The sequence below is a fragment of the Prosthecobacter sp. genome (genome assembly GCF_044378005.1).
In the GTDB taxonomy this organism is placed as follows: Bacteria; Verrucomicrobiota; Verrucomicrobiia; order Verrucomicrobiales; family Verrucomicrobiaceae; genus Prosthecobacter.
This window is the reverse complement of record NZ_JBILYB010000004.1, coordinates 39,602-56,499: the sequence shown is the minus strand read 5'-3', so window position 1 is coordinate 56,499 and position 16,898 is coordinate 39,602. Positions and strand designations below refer to the sequence as shown.

Below are 16,898 nucleotides of genomic sequence, written 5' to 3'. Positions count from 1 at the left end.
CTAAAAAGGAAGTCCTGAATGGATCGCCACGTTGAATGGCGATCCATTTTCATGTCCCCCGTCCTCGAAACCCTCGCCGATCTCGTCCGCATCAACAGCGTGAACTCCTCCTATGAAGGCGGGCCGGGCGAGGGCGAGATCGCTGAGTATGTGCGGCGCTTCTTTGAGCAGCGCGGCATCGAAGTCTGGGAGCAGGAGGTCTTTCCAGGCAGGCCAAACGTGCTCGCCCGCTTGCCGGGGCTGGATTCAAGCCGACGCATCGTGCTCGAAGCGCACACGGACACAGTCTCCGTGAAAGGCATGACCATCCCGCCCTTCGAGCCGGTCATTCGCGATGGCAAAATGTATGGCCGCGGCTCCTGCGATACGAAGGCCGGGCTCGCCACGATGATGCACGCGCTGGCCTCGCTGAAGGAAGACGGCATCACACCGCCGTGTGAGGTGCTGCTCGCCGCTGCGGTGGATGAGGAGTACTCGTATCGCGGTGTCGTGCGGCTTTGTGAAGGGCTGAAGGCCGATGCCGCCATCGTCGCCGAGCCCACGGAGCTGCGGGCCGTCATCGCCACGAAAGGTGTGCTGCGCTGCCGCATCGTCGTGCATGGCCGCTCGGCGCATAGCTCGAAGCCGCACCTCGGTGTGAATGCCATCACGCACATGGCGCGCGTCATCGCCGCCATTGAGGCGGACAACGAACGCATGGCCAGCGTACAGCATCCGCTCGTCGGCTGCGGCACCTGCAATGTCGGCGTGATCACCGGTGGCGTGCAGGTGAACTTCGTCCCCGATCGCTGCGCCATCGAGATCGATCGACGCCTGCTGCCCGGTGAACGCGCGAGCGATGCCGTGGCGCATTACCGGCAGCTTTTGCAAAGCCTGGATGGCATCACCGCCGAGGTCGAAGAGCCGCTGCTGCTCGTCGATGAAGCGCTCGATACACCTGCCGATGCCGCCGTGGTCCAAACGGCGACGCGAGTGCTCAACGACATGGGTTTGAACGCCGCGCCCTGCGGTGTCCCCTTCGGCTGCGATGCCAGCAAGCTCTCCCGCGCCGGCATCCCGAGCATCGTCTTCGGCCCCGGCAGCATCGACCGCGCTCACACCGCCGATGAATACATCGAGCTGGATCAGGTGGAGCGCGCCTTTGAGTTCCAACGAAGATTCCTTCTCAGCTTCGCGTAACCGATTCACCACCATGATCAACCGCCGCCAATTTCTCACCACCAGCCTCAGTGCCGCGCTCGGCACGCAAGTCAGCAGTTGCGCCACGCTCGCGGGCGGAGGTCACATCGACGCGCATGTGCATGTGTGGACGCCTGACACGGAGAAGTATCCTCTCGCTTCCGGTTTCACGAAGGCTCAGATGAAGCCCGCGAGCTTCACGCCGGAGCAGCTTTTCGCCCACTGCAAACCGGAAGGCGTCTCGCGAATCGTGCTCATCCAGATGAGCTACTACAAGACTGACAACCGCTACATGCTCGACATGATGGCCGCGCATCCCGGCACCTTTTCCGGTGTGGCGATCATCGATGAAACCGCCGCCGATGTGCGTGGCCGCATGAAGGCGCTGAAGGCCCAAGGCGTGCGTGGTTTCCGCCTCTATCCGCAAGGCAACGATGTCGAGGGCTGGCTCGCCTCGCCCGGCATCACGGAGATGTGGAAGGTCGCCGCCGATGAAAACCTGAACATGTGCCTGCTCATCAATCCCGAGGCTCTCTGGCCCGTGGCAAAGATGTGCGAAAAGAACCCGCAGACACCCGTTGTGATCGATCACTTCGCTCGCCTCGGCATGAAAGGCCCGCCGGATCGCTCGCAGATGGATCGCCTGCTGCATCTCTCGAAGTATCCGAAGGTCACGGTCAAAACCTCTGCTTTCTACGCCCTCGGCAAAAAGCAGGCTCCATATCTGGACCTCGGCCCCATGATCAAGGAGTGCCGCGACCAGTTCGGCGCGGATCGCCTCATGTGGGCAAGCGATTGCCCCTTCCAGGTCGATCCCGGTCACAACTACCACGACTCCATCGCCCTCGTCCGCGACCGCCTCGACTTCCTCACCGCCAGTGAAAAAGCCGCGATGCTGCACGGCACGGCGGAGCGCGTGTTTTTCAGTTAAGGTTCACTTTTCCGCCACGGGCAGGAACTGCACCGCATCAGCGATCACCACCTTGTCGGCCTCCGTGCCTTCATTGGACACTCGCACCCATCCCACGCGACCCGCTTCAAAACGAAACATCCCAAGCGTGCGGAAGAGTCGGCCATGCGCAGGCTCCTCCTGCTGATTGATCCGCACCGTCGTCTCGCCATCTGCATGATGAATCGTCACCGGAGTCTTCGTGGAGCGCCGCACATTGTAGCAATGCGCCAGCCGCACTTCATACCATCCGGCCTTTGGCAGCTCCGGCGTGAAGGTCACCGACTTACTCCCCTTCCCCGACTTCATGTCATGCAGATAACCGAGCCCGACATAGGGCGGCGTATGCGTGGAATACTGCCACTCGCCCACCAGGTCCGCCGCTGTTTCATCCACCACGATGCCTGGCAAGGAGGCCGGATCACTCACGATGAACTTCACCATCTCCGGTCGGTCCACCTCACCCGGCGCATGGATGTTCGCAGTGGCTTTGGGGTGCGGTTTTAACGGCTCGGCTGCTATGGCTGCGGTGAGGAGAATGAGGAGCAAACGCATGAGGAACCGTGGACATCGGAAGCCCTGCTGCAAACGGGAACTACCGAGACTTCGTCACTTCCCCGCCTTTTCGTTCAGCAGGTAGCCGAGCAAATCATGGAAGGTGGCTTCATCCAGCGTCTGACCAAACGTCGGCGGCATCAGCGAGATGGGGCTGACCTCGGTCTTCTGGATGTCCTTCTTCGAGATGCGGTGCTCTTTGCCTGCGGCATCGGCGAGGAGGTAAATCTGGCCGAGTTCGGCTTTCAGGAAGCCGGCGAAGTTGCTGCCGTCCTTCATCGTCAACGTGTGGACATGGAAGTGGGCATCGACGTTGCGGTTCGGGTCGAGGATGTCCTCGCAGAGTCGCTCGGGGCCGCGTGCGCCGATGCCGTCGAGCTGCGGGCCGATGAGGCCGCCTTCGCCTTTGATCTGATGGCAGGCGGCGCAGTTCATCTTGAAGACGTTGGACCCGACTTCGAGGTCAGGTTTGGCTTTGGCAAAGGCGGCGACGCGGCTGGCGATGAGCGTGTCGAGCTGCTTCCGTTGCTCGGGTGAAACAGGAAGCGGTGGTGGCGCAGGACGTGGAGGCAGATAAGCAGCCAGCTTTTCCCGCAAGGCCGCAGGCGCGCTGTGCTGGAGCATGAGGGCGAGCTGCTTCAAGGCCTCGCGCGTTGTGTCTTCACTTTGGAAATCACTCACAATGACCAGCGCAGGCTCAATACGCGTGATGCCGAGCCAGGCATAGGCCTTGCCATCATCGTCATCCACGATCTCCAGCCGCACGGCTTTGCCGACATGCTTCGCGAGATCGAGTTCGACTCGCTGGCAGACATCATCACGCGGCGGGAAGGCACTGGCGAGTGTCTCGCCCGACTTCGCCTCGACGACGCGTACAAGGTTCTTGTCATGTGCCTCTGCTTTCGGGAAACCGCGATGCCCATTGATCCAAAGCGCGAGCTTCGCCGGAGCCGGGAAGTCTTTGGATCGGAGGATGCCCGTGCGGCTCTCTTCCTCACCACCACTGCTCATGCTCTGGAGCACCTGCGCCTCCGTGCCGTCCGCACACTTGCGCATCTTGAGCGTCCAAACCGGTGCCTTTGCCGAAGGCACCAGCGTCCACACAGGCTCCGGCTTCTTCGCACTCGCCACAAGCATCTCCTCCGCCAACGTCTGCGCCCAAGTGAGCAACTCCGGCGGTGGCGGAATGCCGCGCTCGCTGAGACCGTCGGAGATGGCTTGGAGATACTGGATGGCAGCACGTGAACGGGCTTTGGCCAAACGAACGACTTGGGGCAACTGCGCTGCGTCGGCAAAGCGCGCGATGTGAGTGAATGTGGCTGCCGAGACTTCTGAGCCGCCCTCCAAACGCCGGAGCAGGAAAGCAGCGGCCTCTGCTGTGGGAACGGCGATGGCGATTTGTGAGACAAGGTCGTCGGTAGTGGAAGTGATGTGCTCGAACGCACCTTTGAGTTTGAGGTGATCACGAATGGCGATGCGAAACGCGAGTTGGAGACTGATGTCATCCGTTGGCGTTGCTTGTGCTTCGGAAAGCAAAACAGGCAGAGCATCCAGCACGGGTTTGTCTTGGAGATTCGAGATGGCGGCTCGCTGCGTGAAGGCTGACTTACTTTCCAAAGCAGCACGCCAGTCAGAGACTTCCAATCGCGGAACAGGCTGACGCTTGAAGGTGCCTGAACTCTTCACCACCCGCCAGATCCTCCCGCGTTCCTTGTCACGTCCCGGATGCTCCAGCGGCACTTCGTAGTGGCCGATGATCTTGTTGTAGAAATCGGCGATGTAGAGGGCGCTGTCGGGGCCGAGTTGGAGATCGACGGGGCGGAACCAGGGGTCGTCGCTAGTGAGGAAGTCGGGTCGCTCGTTCGCCTTCGGGGTGCTGCCGGTGAAGGTGACGTGGTCGTGGTTCACCTTCGAGGTGACGACGTTGCCGACGAAGGTGTGATCGTCCCACTCGGGGCCCCAGACGCCGCCATCGATATAAACGATGCCGCAGATACCGGTGCTGCCATGCGTGTGCTGGCACATGACGGGCGCGAAGCCGAGACCGTCGTGCGGTTTGCCAAAGCTCGGGTAATGCGCGCCGCGAATGAGCTGGTAGATCGGCGAGCTGTGGCAGTCGGCGCTGTAGAGATTGCCGTAGCGATCCCAGCAGAGGCCGAAGGGATTCACCTGACCGTGAGTCCAGGGTTCGACACGCGAGCCATCAGGCCGAAAGCGGAAAACATTGCCGCTGTGGAGATCGAGCGTGCTGCCGTCCTTCGCTTTGAAGTGGCTGGTGTTATTGAACCCATGCGTCGCATACACCCAGCCATCCAGCCCTAACCGGAAGCTGCTGCACATGCCGTGGGTGTCTTTTTCAAAACCGAGGGGGCCGAAGATCACTTCACGGACATCGGCTTTGTCGTCGCCATCCGTGTCGGCGTAATACCAGATGTTCGGGATGCTCCAGGCGATGCAGCCGGCTTTGTGCTCGGGCTTGTGCCAGGGCTGCACGCCGGTCGGGATGTTCAGGCCGTCGGCGAAGTCGGTGACTTTATCGGCTTTACCATCGCCATCGGTGTCTTCCAGGATCTTGATGGCATCGCGGCTATCTTTGACATGAGTTCCCAGCGCGTCGGGCCAGCGGGATTTGTCAGCGGCATAAGGGTACTCAACAGTGGAGGAAACCCAAAGCCGACCACGCGCATCGAAGGCCATGTTGATCGGCTTGTTGATCATTGGCTCACTGGCGAAGAGCTGGACCTCAAAGCCCGGCGGCACATGCAGAGCGGCTCGTTCCTGCTCCGGCGTGAGTGCGACGGTCTCGCGGACGAGACGCGTGTCGGGCTCAGCGGCGTGGAGGACGGTGAGAATGGAAAAGGGAACGAGCCAGCGGATCATGCCGTGCATCATGGAGGAAGACGGGCCTTAGCGGCAAGCCTTGGCTGGAAAAGTTACGCCTGAGGTGTATCCAAACCTCGGGACACTTCGGCAAAAGCCTCCGCCAGCGCCGCCCAGTCAGCCTCGGTCGTGTCCCAGCCGCTGCTCACACGCACCACACGGCGCAGCTCCTCCCAATCCGCGCCGAGCGCCTGCACGACGACGGATGATCCTTCCTTCCCCGAGCTACAAGCTGAGCCCGTGGAGATGGCAAAGCCCACACGACTGAGGCGCGTGAGCCATTTCAAATTCGAGTGCAGTGGCATGACCATGAGCACCGTGTTCCAGAGTCGAGGCGCGCCTTCGCTGATCACCCTCAGGCCGGGAAAGTTGCGCTTCATCTGCTCGGCAAAGGCATCGCGAAAAGCGGTCTGCACGCGCTGCACTTCAGCGAGCCGTGGAGTGATGCCTTCGAGTGCGGTGACCATCGCTTCGATGGCGGGATAGTTCTCCGTGCCGGCTCGGCGACTGTTTTCCTGCGGGCCGCCGTGGAGCAAGGGGAAGGCTTCCGCTTCATCCGCCAGCACCAGGAAGCCGATGCCCTTCGGCCCACCGAACTTGTGAGCACTGCCGGTGAGGTAATCGCAAGTGCCAAGCGCCGTGGCATCCAGCTTGCCCACCCACTGCGCGGCATCGGAGTGGAAGCGAGCTCCATGTTCTCGGCATAGTTTCAAAAGCTCGGGCCAGAGCTGGAGCACGCCGCTTTCGTTGTTCGCCGCCATCACGGAGACGAGCGCGGGCTGCTGCGCGACGAGCACGTTTTTCAAAGCATCCGGCTGCACCACACCTTCGGCATCAACCGGGATCTCGATGACTCGCGCGCGGCCGAGCCAGGCCCGTGCCGCCTCGCGCACGCTGGGATGCTCGATGGCGGAGATGGCCACGCAGGCATCGGGCGGCAAGCATTTCGCCAGCCCGGCAAAGAGCGTGTTATTCGACTCCGTCGCCCCCGAGGTGAAGACGATGCGCTCCGGCTCGACACCAAGAAGATCGCCAAGGCGTTCGCGCGCGGATTCCATCGCCTGACTGGTGAAACCGGCCTCGCGGTAAAGACTCGAGGGATTGTGCCAGTGCTTCTCGCTCGCCCGAAGCCAGGCCTCACGCGCAGCAGGATGCAGTTGCGTCGTGGCATTGTGGTCGAAGTAAGGGGGCATGGGAGGCCCTTAGCATGGCCAGGACCCGCAGGAAAGTTGCGGCGATCATGAATCTGCTGGGAGGTGAGGTGTTAGCCAAATGTCTGCTTGTTTCTTGAAGCTGAACCTCTTAAAGGCACGCCCTCATGGCTACAGCACCACAAGAACCCGACGCTCGCTGGATGCATCTCGCGCTCGATCAAGCGAAGCGCGGGCTGGGCCTGACGAGTCCGAATCCGCCCGTCGGTGCGGTCATCGTCCATCATGGGAAGGCCATCGGCCAGGGCTACCATCATAAGGCTGGTGGCCCACACGCTGAGATCGAAGCCATCCGTGATGCGCAGACTTACAACCCGAAGCTGCTGCCCGGGTCAACGCTCTTTGTCACGCTGGAGCCCTGCTGCACCCAAGGTCGCACCGGTCCCTGCACAGAAGCGATCAAGGCCGCTGGTATTAAACGAGTCGTCTGGGGTGCCATGGATCCGAACCCGCGTCACGCAGGTCGTGCTCAGGAGATCCTTACCTCCGCAGGCATCTCCGTGACTACCGGAGTCCTGATGGATGAGTGTCGTGAGCTGATTCGCCCTTTTTCCAAATGGGTCACGACGAGCCTGCCCTATGTCATCGCCAAAGTCGGCCAGAGTCTCGATGGCCGCATCACGCGCCCTGCGGGTGAAGGTCCATGGATCACCAGTGAGTCCGCACGCGCTCATGGGCGTCGATTGCGTGCTCGCGTCGATGCCATCATCGTCGGAGCTGGTACCATCCGAGCGGACAATCCCCAGCTCACCACCCGCGAAGGCGCACCAGGATTGAAAGAGCAGCCTCACAGGGTCATCCTCACACGTTCGGGTGACCTGCCTGAGTCCTCATTGGTCTTCACGGACGAGCACAAACACCGAACCTGGGTGCTTCGTGATCTTGGCTTCATCGAAGTGCTCCAAGAGCTAGCCCGACGCGGCATCGTGACTGTGCTCATCGAAGGTGGAGCAGATGTTCTCGGCCAAGCCTTCGCCGCTCAGGCTGTGGATGAGATCGTCTGGTACGTAGCCCCGCGCATCTGCGGCAGTGCAGGGCTTCCTGCCATCGGCGGACTACCACTGGAACAGTCCGTGCAAATCGATCACGTCAACATCCTGCCGCTGGGTGACAACGTCTGCATCACAGGCCATCCCGTCTGGCCGAAACCCACACCTGCTCAATCATGAGTCGCCGCGCCGTATTCTTTGATCGTGATGGCGTGGTGAATCTCACCCCCGGCCCCGGCTATGTGCTGAGGTGGGAAGACTTCCATTTCTCGCCCGGCATCGTCGAGGCACTCGCGCTGTGTCGTGCTCGTGGCTATGCCACCGTGCTCGCCACCAGCCAGCAGGGCGTCGGCAAAAAGCTCATGTCGCAGGCTGATCTCGACCTCATCCATGCCAACATGCAGGCTCATCTGAGAGCTCACGGAGCCGAGTTTGACAGCATCTACGCCTGCACTTGTCTCAAGGCTGATCCCGGCTGCCGCTGCCGCAAACCCAGCCCGGCGATGCTCGTCTGTGCAGCCATCGAGCATGATCTGGATTTGCATCAAAGCCTGCTCGTGGGTGATGCCGACCGCGACATTGAGATGGGTACGAGCGCTGGAGTTCCCGTGACCATCCGAATCGAGAGCGAGAACCCGCATCGAGTCACGGCCACTCACACTTTGCCCGACACCACCGGCCTCGCTGCGCTGCTGGCGCAGTTGTTAGTTTGAATGAAAATGGCCGTTGACGACTCAAAGGCCACCCGTCCACTATCACTCCATGTTCCGCCGCCCTCACCCCATGCTCATTGCCTTCGCGCTTCTCGCGCTGGGTTGGGCGCAGGTGTTTGGCATCATGCGTGGCTACCTTTGTGACTGCCACGGCATCGCGCAGATCAGCGCTTCGGACCATTGCCATGGCGACAGCAGCCACTGCTGCCACGAAGATGAATCGACATCGCACTCCCAGGAAGATCACCAGGAAGACGATGAAGAAACGCACGAGCACGAGCCCGTGAAGGACACAGTTCAGGCCCGCACCATCGCCAGCACTTCGGTGGCGACTTCAGCGCCGGTGCTCGCCCTTTTTATCCTGCCGGACTTTGTGACCGGTTTCGATCTGGCCCAGCCAGCGATGCTTTCACCCACACCTCCGCCACGACTTGCGGAGCTGCATCGAAGATGGCCCCGCGTGCTGACACGCTCGGTGGCAATGCGGATTTGAGATGAGGCTGACAGATGTCGTCCACGATGACGGCACCACCTGCCTGTATTCATCTCAAACCCTGCCCGTTCATGCCTCTTCGAACCTCTCTCTTTCTCGCATTCCTCAGCACCAGCGCCTCAGCACTCACACTCGATCTCTCCGCCATCGGGGAGCGTGTGCGACAGCAACATCCCTCTCTCAAAGCCGCACGCATGGTCGTCGAAGAGGCTCGTGGGCGTCAGCTCGGCGCGGGTCGGCTATCGAATCCGACACTGGAGACGAGCTTCCAAAACGAAAGCCGTGTCAGTCCACGCAGCACCGTCTTCTCACTCGATCAGGCCTTTCCAGTCACGAAACGACTATCTCTGGAGAAAAAGCTTTCCGCACAGCTCGTGCAGGCCGCTGAACTCGAAGTGAAGGATGTCGAGCGTCGCTACATCGCCGAGGCAAAAACGCTCGCCGTCAAACTCCTCGCACTTGATCAGCATCTCGTGCTTCATCGCCAGCAAATGGAGCTGGCTCGGAAGCTCTCCACCTTTGCCAAAGAGCGCGCCGCAGCCGGTGAAGTCTCTGCTCTCGATGCCGCGCAAGCGCAGGTGGATCTCCAACGACTGCTGCTGGAGACGCGCAAGATGGAAGCCGAAACCCTCGGCCTGCGTGGCGCTCTGAAACCCATGCTCGGCATCGCCACAAAGGACTCACTTGCTCTCACGGGCAACCTCACCGCCACTCGTCTGCCGGAGTCCACCGCCTGGCAAAAACGCCCCGATTACCAACTCGCCCAAACACGAACCGAAGCCGCTCAAACCGAAGCCGAGCTCGCCAAAGCCAAGCGCTGGCAGGACATGAGCGCGGGCTTCTTCGCTGCGCGCGAGCAGCAGGACGTGACTCCGCGAAACACCGAGCGCACCGGCTTCGTCGGCTTCCGCTTCTCCATCCCGCTGCCGCTGTGGAATCGCAACCAAGGCGAGATCGCCGAGAAGGCCGCGAGTGCCGAGCGAGCACGTTTGGAGAAAGACGCGCTTGCTTCTCAGATCACCAGTGAAGCCGACACTGCTCGCCGCGAAATGGAAGCCAATGCGGCCCTGCTCCGCGAGACAAGGGATCAATTCCTCCCGCTCGTCCTCGAGCAAACTCACAAGCTCGAAAAAGCCTATGAAGCAGGCCAAACCGACCTCCTCACCGTGCTGCGTGCCCGCGATCAACGCCTCGAACTCGAGTCCGGTGCTCTCGATGCCGCCCGTGACTTCCACCTCGCCCGCATTCGTTATGAAGCGGCTGTCGGTAAACCTTAAACAGACAAATCATGACCTACTACCTCCTCAAACTTTTCCTCAGCGCGGGCGTCATCGTCGCTGTCACCGAGATCGCGAAGCGGAACAACTCTGCCGCCAGCATCATTCATTCACTGCCGCTAACTTCGTTGCTTGCCTTCATCTGGCTGTATGTGGAAACGAAGGACTCTTCTCTCATCGGGCGGCACGCCTTCGGCACCTTTTGGTTCGTCCTTCCCACACTACCAATGTTCATCATGATGCCCTGGCTCATCAAGAAGCTCGGCGGCTTCTGGCCTGCGCTTGGCACGGGCATCATCCTCACCGTCGCCCTCTACGCTCTCACCATGCGCCTGCTCAAGATGGCTGGCGTCGAACTCTGATTCTCATGCGTTTTCCCCTTTTCCTTTTCATCTCTCTCTCGTGTCTCGCCGCCGAGCCCGAGCGCATCATCCTGGATGCCACCAGCGTCAAAAACCTCGGCATCGAAACGGTCGAAACCGAGGAAGGCAGCTTTGAGCAAACCGTCTTCGCTCTCGGCGAGATCGAAGTCCTGCCTGGCAAACGTGCCGTGGTCAGCAGCCGCATTCCTGGCCGCGCTTTCTCCGTGCTCGCACTCCCGCATCAGCAGGTGGAGGAGGGCGACGAACTCATGTGGGTGGAGAGTCGCCAGCCAGGTGATCCACCGCCGACCATCATGCTGCCAGCGCCGATGAGCGGCCTCGTTTCAAAGGTCGATATCTCAGTCGGCCAGCCCATTCATCCTGATCAGGTGCTGATGGAAATCGTCGATCTGAACACCGTCGAAGCCAGCGCTCATGTGCCCCAACATCTCGCGGGTAAACTCGCCCTCGGTCAAATCGCCCGCATCCGCATCGCCACGCAGCCTGACAAAGTCGTGGAAGCCAAGCTCGCCCATCTCGGAGCCTATGCGGATCGCGAGCAAGGCACAGTGGAAGCCGCCTTCCATCTTCCCAATGAAGACCTGCTGTTGCGTCCCGGCCTTCGTGCTGAGTTCCACATCATCGTCTCCAAACGCGAAGGCGTGACCACCATCCCACGCGCTGCTGTTCAAGGCGATGCGGCTTTCCGATTCGTGCTCGTGAAGGACTACGAACTCGACAACGCCTTTGCCAAAGTCCCCGTCCAACTTGGCGAGCAAAACGATCAAAACGTGGAAGTCCTCAAAGGTCTCCTGCCCGGCGATGAAGTCGTCACGCGCGGAGCCTACGCGCTCTCCTTTGCTGGCAAAGGCAGCGTCAGTCTCAAGGACGCCATGGATGCCGCGCACGGCCATCCGCACAACGAAGACGGCACCGAGATGACCAAGGAACAAATCGCCGCTGCCGGAGGTCATGATGACCACGATCACGACCATGAGGAAGGCGTCGGCTGGTCGCAGCTCACCACGTTCTTCGCAGGCACGAGCGGATTGCTGCTGGTGCTGCTGATCCTCTCCCTCGTGATGGGCCGGAGAACCGCCAACGCTTGATCCAATGCTGAACAAGCTCATCCGCTTTTCCCTGCATCATCGTCCGCTCATTCTCATGACGGCGCTGATGGTGCTGCTGTTTGGGTGGCAAACACTCACGCAATTGCCTGTCGAGGTGTTGCCAGACATGACGAAGCCCACGGTCACCATCTTGACCGAAGCACCCGGCCTTGCTCCTGAGGAAGTCGAGACGCTCGTCACACAGCCTCTTGAAAGCGCCGTGCAAGGTGTCGGCGGGCTTGATCGACTCCGCTCGAATTCTGATGTCGGCCTCTCGCTCGTCTTTGCCGAGTTTGGCTGGGGCACGGACATCTACCGCGCACGACAACTGGTGCAGGAGCGCATGCAATCCGTGCTGAACACACTGCCGGCCGGTGCCAAGCCAGGCATGACGCCGGTGTCATCTCTGATGGGCGAGATCCTCCTCGTCGGGCTGCGCAGCACCGATGGCAAAATCGCGCCGATGGATCTCCGCACGCTCGCTGATTGGACCATTCGCCGTCGCCTGCAAAGCATCGGTGGAGTGGCCGAGGTGCTGACCATCGGTGGTGGGGTGAAGCAGATCCAAGTGCAGCCAGATCCGAATCGTCTCGCCGCCTTTGGGGTCACCTTTGAAGAAATCGAAGCTGCCGTGAGCAAGGCGGCTGGCAATGCAACGAGTGGTTATCTGCAAGCCGGCCCGCGCGAGATCATGGTGCGCAATCTCGCCATGACGACATCGCTGGAAGACATCGCTGGCAGCGTGATCAAGACGGTCGGCAACCGCGCCGTGCTCATCCGCGATGTCGCGGAGGTGAGACACGCCGTGCAAACCATGCGCGGCGATGCCAGCGTGAATGGACAGATGGGAGTGGTGCTCAGCATCGACAAAGCGCCCGGCTTTGACACGCTGAAGCTTACCGCGCCGATCGAAACGGCTCTCGAAGAACTGCGCCCCACACTGCCCGCCGGAGTCACCGCTGAGATCATGTTCCGCCAGGGCGACTTCATCGAGCACGCCATCGGCAATCTTAAAGAAGCCATTCGCGATGGCGCGATCATGGTGACGATCATCCTGTTCCTCTTCCTGCTAAACTTCCGCACCACAGCCATCACGCTCACAGCCATGCCGCTGTCGTTCGCGGTCACGATCCTCACCTTCAAGTTCTTCGGCGTCAGCGTAAACTCGATGACCCTCGGCGGACTCGCCGTCGCCATCGGCATGGTGGTGGATGATGCGATCGTAGATGTGGAAAACGTCTTCCGCCGCCTTCGAGAAAACCCCGACAAACCCATGCTGGAGGTCATCGCCTCTGCTTCCGGCGAGGTGAGAAACTCCATCCTTTACGCTACGATTCTCATCATTCTCGTCTTCCTGCCATTGCTAGGGTTGGAAGGCATCGAAGGTCGCCTCTTCAACCCCATCGCCATCGCCACGATCACCAGCATGGCGGCGTCATTTGTCGTGAGTCTCACCGTCATCCCTGTGCTGTGCTCACTGCTGCTCAAGCCCTCGAAAGGCAGTCATGGCGATGGCTTCATCGTGCGAGGTATGAAGTTCATCGTTCGTCACACATTCCTGCGTTTCGCGCTCGGCACACCGATGCTTGTCATCGCACTCGCAGGCATGTTGCTCATCGTCTCGCTCATGCTTTACCCGATGATGGGGAAGGAATTCCTGCCCGCTTTTAATGAAGGCAGCGCCACCATCTCTCTGGTCAACGCGCCGGGGACATCGCTCGCTCAATCCAACGAGATCGGTGAGGTCGGCGTTCGTTTGCTGCAAAGCATCGACGAAGTCAAAAGCGTTGGCCGCCGTGCTGGACGTGCTGAAAAGGACGATCACGTCATGCCCGTTAGCGTGAATGAATTTGATGTGGAGTTCCACGAAACGGGCAGGCCGCGCGATGTCGTCTTTGCCGACATTCGCACGAAGCTCCAGGGCATCCCCGGCACCTTCGTCAATGTCGGCCAACCCATCAGCCATCGGCTCAGTCACATGCTCAGTGGCGTCTCGGCCAAGATCGCCGTGAAGATCTTCGGTCCTGATCTCGACGTGCTGCGCGAGAAAGGTGCGCAGGTCCGCGACCTTGCGAAAACGATCCCTGGTTTGACCGATGTGAACCTCGAAGCGCAGGTGCCGATCCCACAAATAAAGATCGAAGTAAACCGCGACCGCGCTGTCGCCTATGGAGTGCAGCCAGGAACACTCAATGAACAAGTCTCGACTCTGCTCGGTGGCAAGACCTTGGCTGAACTCCGCGAAGGTCAGCGCAGCTTCGATCTCGTCATGCGCCTGCCGGAAAGCTGGCGTGATTCACCCGAGAAGCTTGGCGATCTCCTCATCGAGACTAACACCAAGCAGCGCATCCCTTTGCGGCTCGTCGCCGACATCCGGGAAGGCAAAGGACCGAACGTCATCAATCGTGAAAACGCCCAGCGCCGCATCGTCATCGCTGCCAACACGAGCGAGCGCGATCTCGAATCGCTCGTGCAGCAGTGGGACGCTGCCGTGAAGGAAAAGGTGAAGCTGCCTGAAGGCTACTTCCTCCGCTTCGAAGGCGAGTTTCAGGCGCAGCAGGCAGCGGCGAAGCGCATCGCGTTCTATTTCGCCCTCGTGCTGATCGCCATCACCGTGCTGCTTTACAGCTATTTCCGCAGTCTCTCACTGGCCCTGCAAGTCATGCTGAACATCCCGCTCGCGCTCATGGGCGGTCTTGGCCTCACCTGGCTGCTCATCAACAACATCAGCATCGCCACCATCGTTGGCTTCATCGCCGTGGGCGGAGTCGCCGCACGCAACGGCATCATGATGATCAGTCATTACCTTCATCTGATGAGGCACGAGGGCGAAAGCTTCAGCCAAAAGATGATCGTGCGCGGCACCCTGGAGCGACTCGTGCCCGTGCTGATGACCGCGCTGGCCGCTGGCATCGCCTTGATTCCACTGCTGCTCGCCGCCCATGAGCCCGGCAAAGAAATCCTGCATCCTGTGGCCGTCGTCATCGTCGGCGGACTCGTCAGCAGCACCCTGCTCGACCTCATGGTCACGCCTGCCGTGTTCTACCTCTTTGGCCGCAAGGCCGCGTTAAAGTCCATCCAAACCCACCCCCACCCATGAAAACCAAACTGCTCCTCCTCACTCTCATCTCCACCCTGACCTTCGCTCATGAAGGTGTCGAACGCGGCCCAAACGGCGGACGCATCGTCGAGTTCAGCAAAAACGAAACCATGCACGGCGAAGTCCTCGTCAAAGACGACAAGTTCCACATCGCCCTGCTCGACAAGGACATGAAGCCCGTCGCCATGGCCGAACAAACACTTACCGCCATCACTGGCGACCGTGAAAGCCCGACCAAGCTAGCCGTCGAAAAGGATGCCAAGGGATTTGTCATTCCTGTCGTGAAGTCCGGTCAGTGGTTGATCCTCCAGTTCAAGAGCGAGGCGAAAGCAAAAGCCATCACTGCCCGGTTCGAATACAACACCGCCATCTGCGAAGGCTGCAAGGCGCAGGAATGGATCTGCAAGTGCGAGCCTGAAGCTGAGAAGAAGTAACTGATCTAGCAGATCATCGGCGCGCTAAACTCGCGCCGGTTTTTTGTGCATTCATTTCCCTTCAAAGAAAAAGCCCATCGGAGATCGCTCTCCGATGGGCTTTGATGTGTGTGAGAAAACTCACGACTGACTAACGACCGAAACCGAAGAAGAAACCGGGGAAGCTGATGCCGCTACGGCTGCCACTATGGCCGTGAGAGGAGTGCCCATGGGACGAATGCCCATGCGAGGAATGACTGGAGCGGCAACTATGGCTCACGGTGCGGTAGCCATACTGAGGGCAGCCATGACGATCACGGCCGACGACCACACGCTGACGATAGATCGGTGCGCGGCAGGAACCGCAGGAGTGCGAGAAGCTGCTGCTACTCGAATGACCGTGACCATGGCTATCGCGAGCCTGGCTGGTGGTGGGTGTGAGGACGGCAAAGCTGACCGCGACGGCCAGGAGGGTGATGAGTTTTTTCATGAGGGGTGGAGGTTTGGTTTTGATTTGTTGCCGCATCATGGCGGCGTGGTCATCGGACGCGGGGCTGCTGCGGCTATTCGGATTTATCAGATAATCATGTCCACCAAGCCCCATGAAACCAAAGCCGTCGTTTCTGGTCGAACCATGATCCGAGCTCGAAGCCGCGCTTGATCTCGCGCCTTCACCCGCCATGTCTAGCGCCCCTATGCGCATCCTTTCCGGCCTCCAACCCAGCGGACGTCTCCACATCGGCAATTACTTTGGCATGATGGAGGCGGCTCTGAAGCTCCAGCATGAGGGCGATGCTTATTACTTCATCGCCGACTACCACTCACTGAACACCGTCCAGGATGGCAAACTGCTGCGTGATCATGTCCGCAACCTCGCCATCGACTTCCTGGCCTGCGGGCTCGATCCCGAGAAGTGCGTCTTCTTTCGTCAGAGCGATGTGCCTGAGCACACCGAGCTTGCCTGGATCCTCAGCACGGTGACGCCGATGGGCCTGCTGGAGCGCTGCCATAGCTACAAAGACAAGGTCGCGCACGGCATCAAGCCCTCCCACGGCCTCTTCGCCTACCCCGTGCTCATGGCGGCGGACATCCTCATTTATAACAGCGATGTGGTGCCCGTGGGCCGCGATCAAAAGCAGCATGTCGAGGTCACGCGCGACATCGCCATCAAGATGAATGAAGCCTTTGGTGAAGGTCTCTTCAAACTGCCGCAGCCCCGCATCAATGAGGACACCGCCGTGGTGCCCGGCCTCGATGGCCAGAAGATGAGCAAGAGCTACGACAACACGATCCAGCTCTTCGAAGAACTGCCCGCGCTGAAGAAGAAGATCATGGGCATCAAGACTGACTCAACGCCCGTCGAGTCCCCAAAATCCACCGAAGACAGCAGCATCCTCGCGCTCTACAAACTCGTCGCCTCCCAGGCCGACTACCAGACGATGATCGCTGATCACGAGCGCGGTGGCGTGGGCTATGGTGACTTCAAGAAGCGTCTGCTCCAGGCGATGATCGATCACTTTGCGCCCTTCCGTGAGCGCCGTGCTGAGATCATCGCCGACCCAAAGTATGTGGACCGCGTGCTCGCTGAAGGTGCCGAAAAAGCCCGAAGCGTTGCCCGCAAGACACTCGCTCGTGTGCGTGATGCCGTGGGCCTCGGCTAAAACGAAA

At 60.3% G+C, this 16,898-nt stretch carries 15 protein-coding genes; 11 read left to right on the top strand and 4 right to left on the bottom strand.

Annotated elements, in window-relative coordinates:
* Positions 1 to 51: 51 nt before the first annotated feature.
* Together AC6FTP_RS01680 and AC6FTP_RS01675 are read left to right on the top strand one after the other, a co-directional pair.
* Positions 52 to 1,179 (top strand): M20 family metallopeptidase, encoded by a 1,128-nt coding sequence (locus tag AC6FTP_RS01680; RefSeq protein WP_497205166.1) that lies wholly within the window; start codon positions 52 to 54, stop codon positions 1,177 to 1,179.
* A 13-nt stretch (positions 1,180 to 1,192) separates the two neighbouring features.
* Entirely contained in the window at positions 1,193 to 2,110 is a 918-nt protein-coding gene (locus AC6FTP_RS01675; RefSeq protein ID WP_497205165.1) for an amidohydrolase family protein, read from the top strand.
* Between the two features lie 3 nt (positions 2,111 to 2,113).
* Here AC6FTP_RS01675 and AC6FTP_RS01670 read toward each other — a convergent pair whose 3' ends face one another.
* The 3 genes from AC6FTP_RS01670 to AC6FTP_RS01660 are packed head-to-tail and all read right to left on the bottom strand — an operon-like array spanning position 2,114 to position 6,756.
* Entirely contained in the window at positions 2,114 to 2,683 is a 570-nt protein-coding gene (locus tag AC6FTP_RS01670; RefSeq protein WP_497205164.1) for a golvesin C-terminal-like domain-containing protein, read from the bottom strand.
* 54 nt (positions 2,684 to 2,737) lie between these two features.
* Positions 2,738 to 5,563 (bottom strand): PVC-type heme-binding CxxCH protein, encoded by a 2,826-nt coding sequence (locus tag AC6FTP_RS01665; protein ID WP_497205163.1) that lies wholly within the window; start codon positions 5,561 to 5,563, stop codon positions 2,738 to 2,740.
* Positions 5,564 to 5,616: 53 nt separating this feature from the next.
* Positions 5,617 to 6,756, bottom strand: coding sequence for a cysteine desulfurase family protein (locus tag AC6FTP_RS01660; RefSeq protein ID WP_497205162.1), 1,140 nt, complete (start codon positions 6,754 to 6,756; stop codon positions 5,617 to 5,619).
* 125 nt (positions 6,757 to 6,881) lie between these two features.
* Here AC6FTP_RS01660 and ribD point away from each other — a divergent pair, with 125 nt between their 5' ends.
* The 8 genes from ribD (at position 6,882) to AC6FTP_RS01620 (ending at position 15,251) form a co-directional block, all read left to right on the top strand.
* Complete coding sequence (gene ribD / locus AC6FTP_RS01655) at positions 6,882 to 7,943, top strand: bifunctional diaminohydroxyphosphoribosylaminopyrimidine deaminase/5-amino-6-(5-phosphoribosylamino)uracil reductase RibD (protein WP_497205161.1); 1,062 nt, start codon at positions 6,882 to 6,884, stop codon at positions 7,941 to 7,943.
* Positions 7,940 to 8,476, top strand: a complete 537-nt coding sequence (locus AC6FTP_RS01650) for a D-glycero-alpha-D-manno-heptose-1,7-bisphosphate 7-phosphatase (RefSeq protein ID WP_497205160.1) — start codon at positions 7,940 to 7,942, stop codon at positions 8,474 to 8,476. Before ribD ends, AC6FTP_RS01650 begins: the two co-directional genes overlap by 4 nt.
* Positions 8,477 to 8,525: 49 nt before the next feature.
* Positions 8,526 to 8,969 carry a hypothetical protein gene (locus AC6FTP_RS01645; RefSeq protein WP_497205159.1) on the top strand — a complete coding sequence of 148 codons (444 nt, stop codon included), beginning with the start codon at positions 8,526 to 8,528 and terminating at the stop codon, positions 8,967 to 8,969.
* A gap of 71 nt (positions 8,970 to 9,040) precedes the next feature.
* The gene (locus AC6FTP_RS01640) at positions 9,041 to 10,246 is read left to right on the top strand and encodes a TolC family protein (protein ID WP_497205158.1); all 1,206 of its coding nucleotides are present in this window, start codon (positions 9,041 to 9,043) and stop codon (positions 10,244 to 10,246) included.
* Positions 10,247 to 10,257: 11 nt separating this feature from the next.
* Positions 10,258 to 10,608, top strand: a complete 351-nt coding sequence (locus AC6FTP_RS01635) for a DUF3147 family protein (RefSeq protein WP_497205157.1) — start codon at positions 10,258 to 10,260, stop codon at positions 10,606 to 10,608.
* Positions 10,609 to 10,613: 5 nt separating this feature from the next.
* Entirely contained in the window at positions 10,614 to 11,717 is a 1,104-nt protein-coding gene (locus AC6FTP_RS01630; RefSeq protein ID WP_497205156.1) for an efflux RND transporter periplasmic adaptor subunit, read from the top strand.
* A gap of 4 nt (positions 11,718 to 11,721) precedes the next feature.
* Entirely contained in the window at positions 11,722 to 14,817 is a 3,096-nt protein-coding gene (locus AC6FTP_RS01625; RefSeq protein ID WP_497205155.1) for an efflux RND transporter permease subunit, read from the top strand.
* The gene (locus AC6FTP_RS01620) at positions 14,814 to 15,251 is read left to right on the top strand and encodes a hypothetical protein (protein WP_497205154.1); all 438 of its coding nucleotides are present in this window, start codon (positions 14,814 to 14,816) and stop codon (positions 15,249 to 15,251) included. The genes AC6FTP_RS01625 and AC6FTP_RS01620 overlap by 4 nt, the downstream gene beginning before the upstream one ends.
* Positions 15,252 to 15,381: 130 nt before the next feature.
* Here AC6FTP_RS01620 and AC6FTP_RS01615 read toward each other — a convergent pair whose 3' ends face one another.
* The gene (locus AC6FTP_RS01615) at positions 15,382 to 15,720 is read right to left on the bottom strand and encodes a hypothetical protein (protein ID WP_497205153.1); all 339 of its coding nucleotides are present in this window, start codon (positions 15,718 to 15,720) and stop codon (positions 15,382 to 15,384) included.
* Positions 15,721 to 15,925: 205 nt separating this feature from the next.
* On the opposite strand from AC6FTP_RS01615, the gene trpS reads away from it, so the two are divergent.
* The gene (gene trpS, locus AC6FTP_RS01610) at positions 15,926 to 16,891 is read left to right on the top strand and encodes a tryptophan--tRNA ligase (RefSeq protein WP_497205189.1); all 966 of its coding nucleotides are present in this window, start codon (positions 15,926 to 15,928) and stop codon (positions 16,889 to 16,891) included.
* Positions 16,892 to 16,898: the final 7 nt, after the last annotated feature.

Excerpts from the sequence above, each read along its gene's own strand:
- AC6FTP_RS01665 (WP_497205163.1), bottom strand. The coding sequence starts at position 5,563 with ATGATCCGCTGGCTCGTTCCCTTTTCCATTCTCACCGTCCTCCACGCC.
- AC6FTP_RS01670 (WP_497205164.1), bottom strand. The coding sequence starts at position 2,683 with ATGCGTTTGCTCCTCATTCTCCTCACCGCAGCCATAGCAGCCGAGCCG.
- trpS (WP_497205189.1), top strand. The coding sequence starts at position 15,926 with ATGCGCATCCTTTCCGGCCTCCAACCCAGCGGACGTCTCCACATCGGC.
- AC6FTP_RS01675 (WP_497205165.1), top strand. The coding sequence starts at position 1,193 with ATGATCAACCGCCGCCAATTTCTCACCACCAGCCTCAGTGCCGCGCTC.
- AC6FTP_RS01640 (WP_497205158.1), top strand. The coding sequence starts at position 9,041 with ATGCCTCTTCGAACCTCTCTCTTTCTCGCATTCCTCAGCACCAGCGCC.
- AC6FTP_RS01645 (WP_497205159.1), top strand. The coding sequence starts at position 8,526 with ATGTTCCGCCGCCCTCACCCCATGCTCATTGCCTTCGCGCTTCTCGCG.
- AC6FTP_RS01660 (WP_497205162.1), bottom strand. The coding sequence starts at position 6,756 with ATGCCCCCTTACTTCGACCACAATGCCACGACGCAACTGCATCCTGCT.
- AC6FTP_RS01625 (WP_497205155.1), top strand. The coding sequence starts at position 11,722 with ATGCTGAACAAGCTCATCCGCTTTTCCCTGCATCATCGTCCGCTCATT.
- AC6FTP_RS01650 (WP_497205160.1), top strand. The coding sequence starts at position 7,940 with ATGAGTCGCCGCGCCGTATTCTTTGATCGTGATGGCGTGGTGAATCTC.
- AC6FTP_RS01635 (WP_497205157.1), top strand. The coding sequence starts at position 10,258 with ATGACCTACTACCTCCTCAAACTTTTCCTCAGCGCGGGCGTCATCGTC.
- AC6FTP_RS01615 (WP_497205153.1), bottom strand. The coding sequence starts at position 15,720 with ATGAAAAAACTCATCACCCTCCTGGCCGTCGCGGTCAGCTTTGCCGTC.
- AC6FTP_RS01620 (WP_497205154.1), top strand. The coding sequence starts at position 14,814 with ATGAAAACCAAACTGCTCCTCCTCACTCTCATCTCCACCCTGACCTTC.
- ribD (WP_497205161.1), top strand. The coding sequence starts at position 6,882 with ATGGCTACAGCACCACAAGAACCCGACGCTCGCTGGATGCATCTCGCG.
- AC6FTP_RS01630 (WP_497205156.1), top strand. The coding sequence starts at position 10,614 with ATGCGTTTTCCCCTTTTCCTTTTCATCTCTCTCTCGTGTCTCGCCGCC.
- AC6FTP_RS01680 (WP_497205166.1), top strand. The coding sequence starts at position 52 with ATGTCCCCCGTCCTCGAAACCCTCGCCGATCTCGTCCGCATCAACAGC.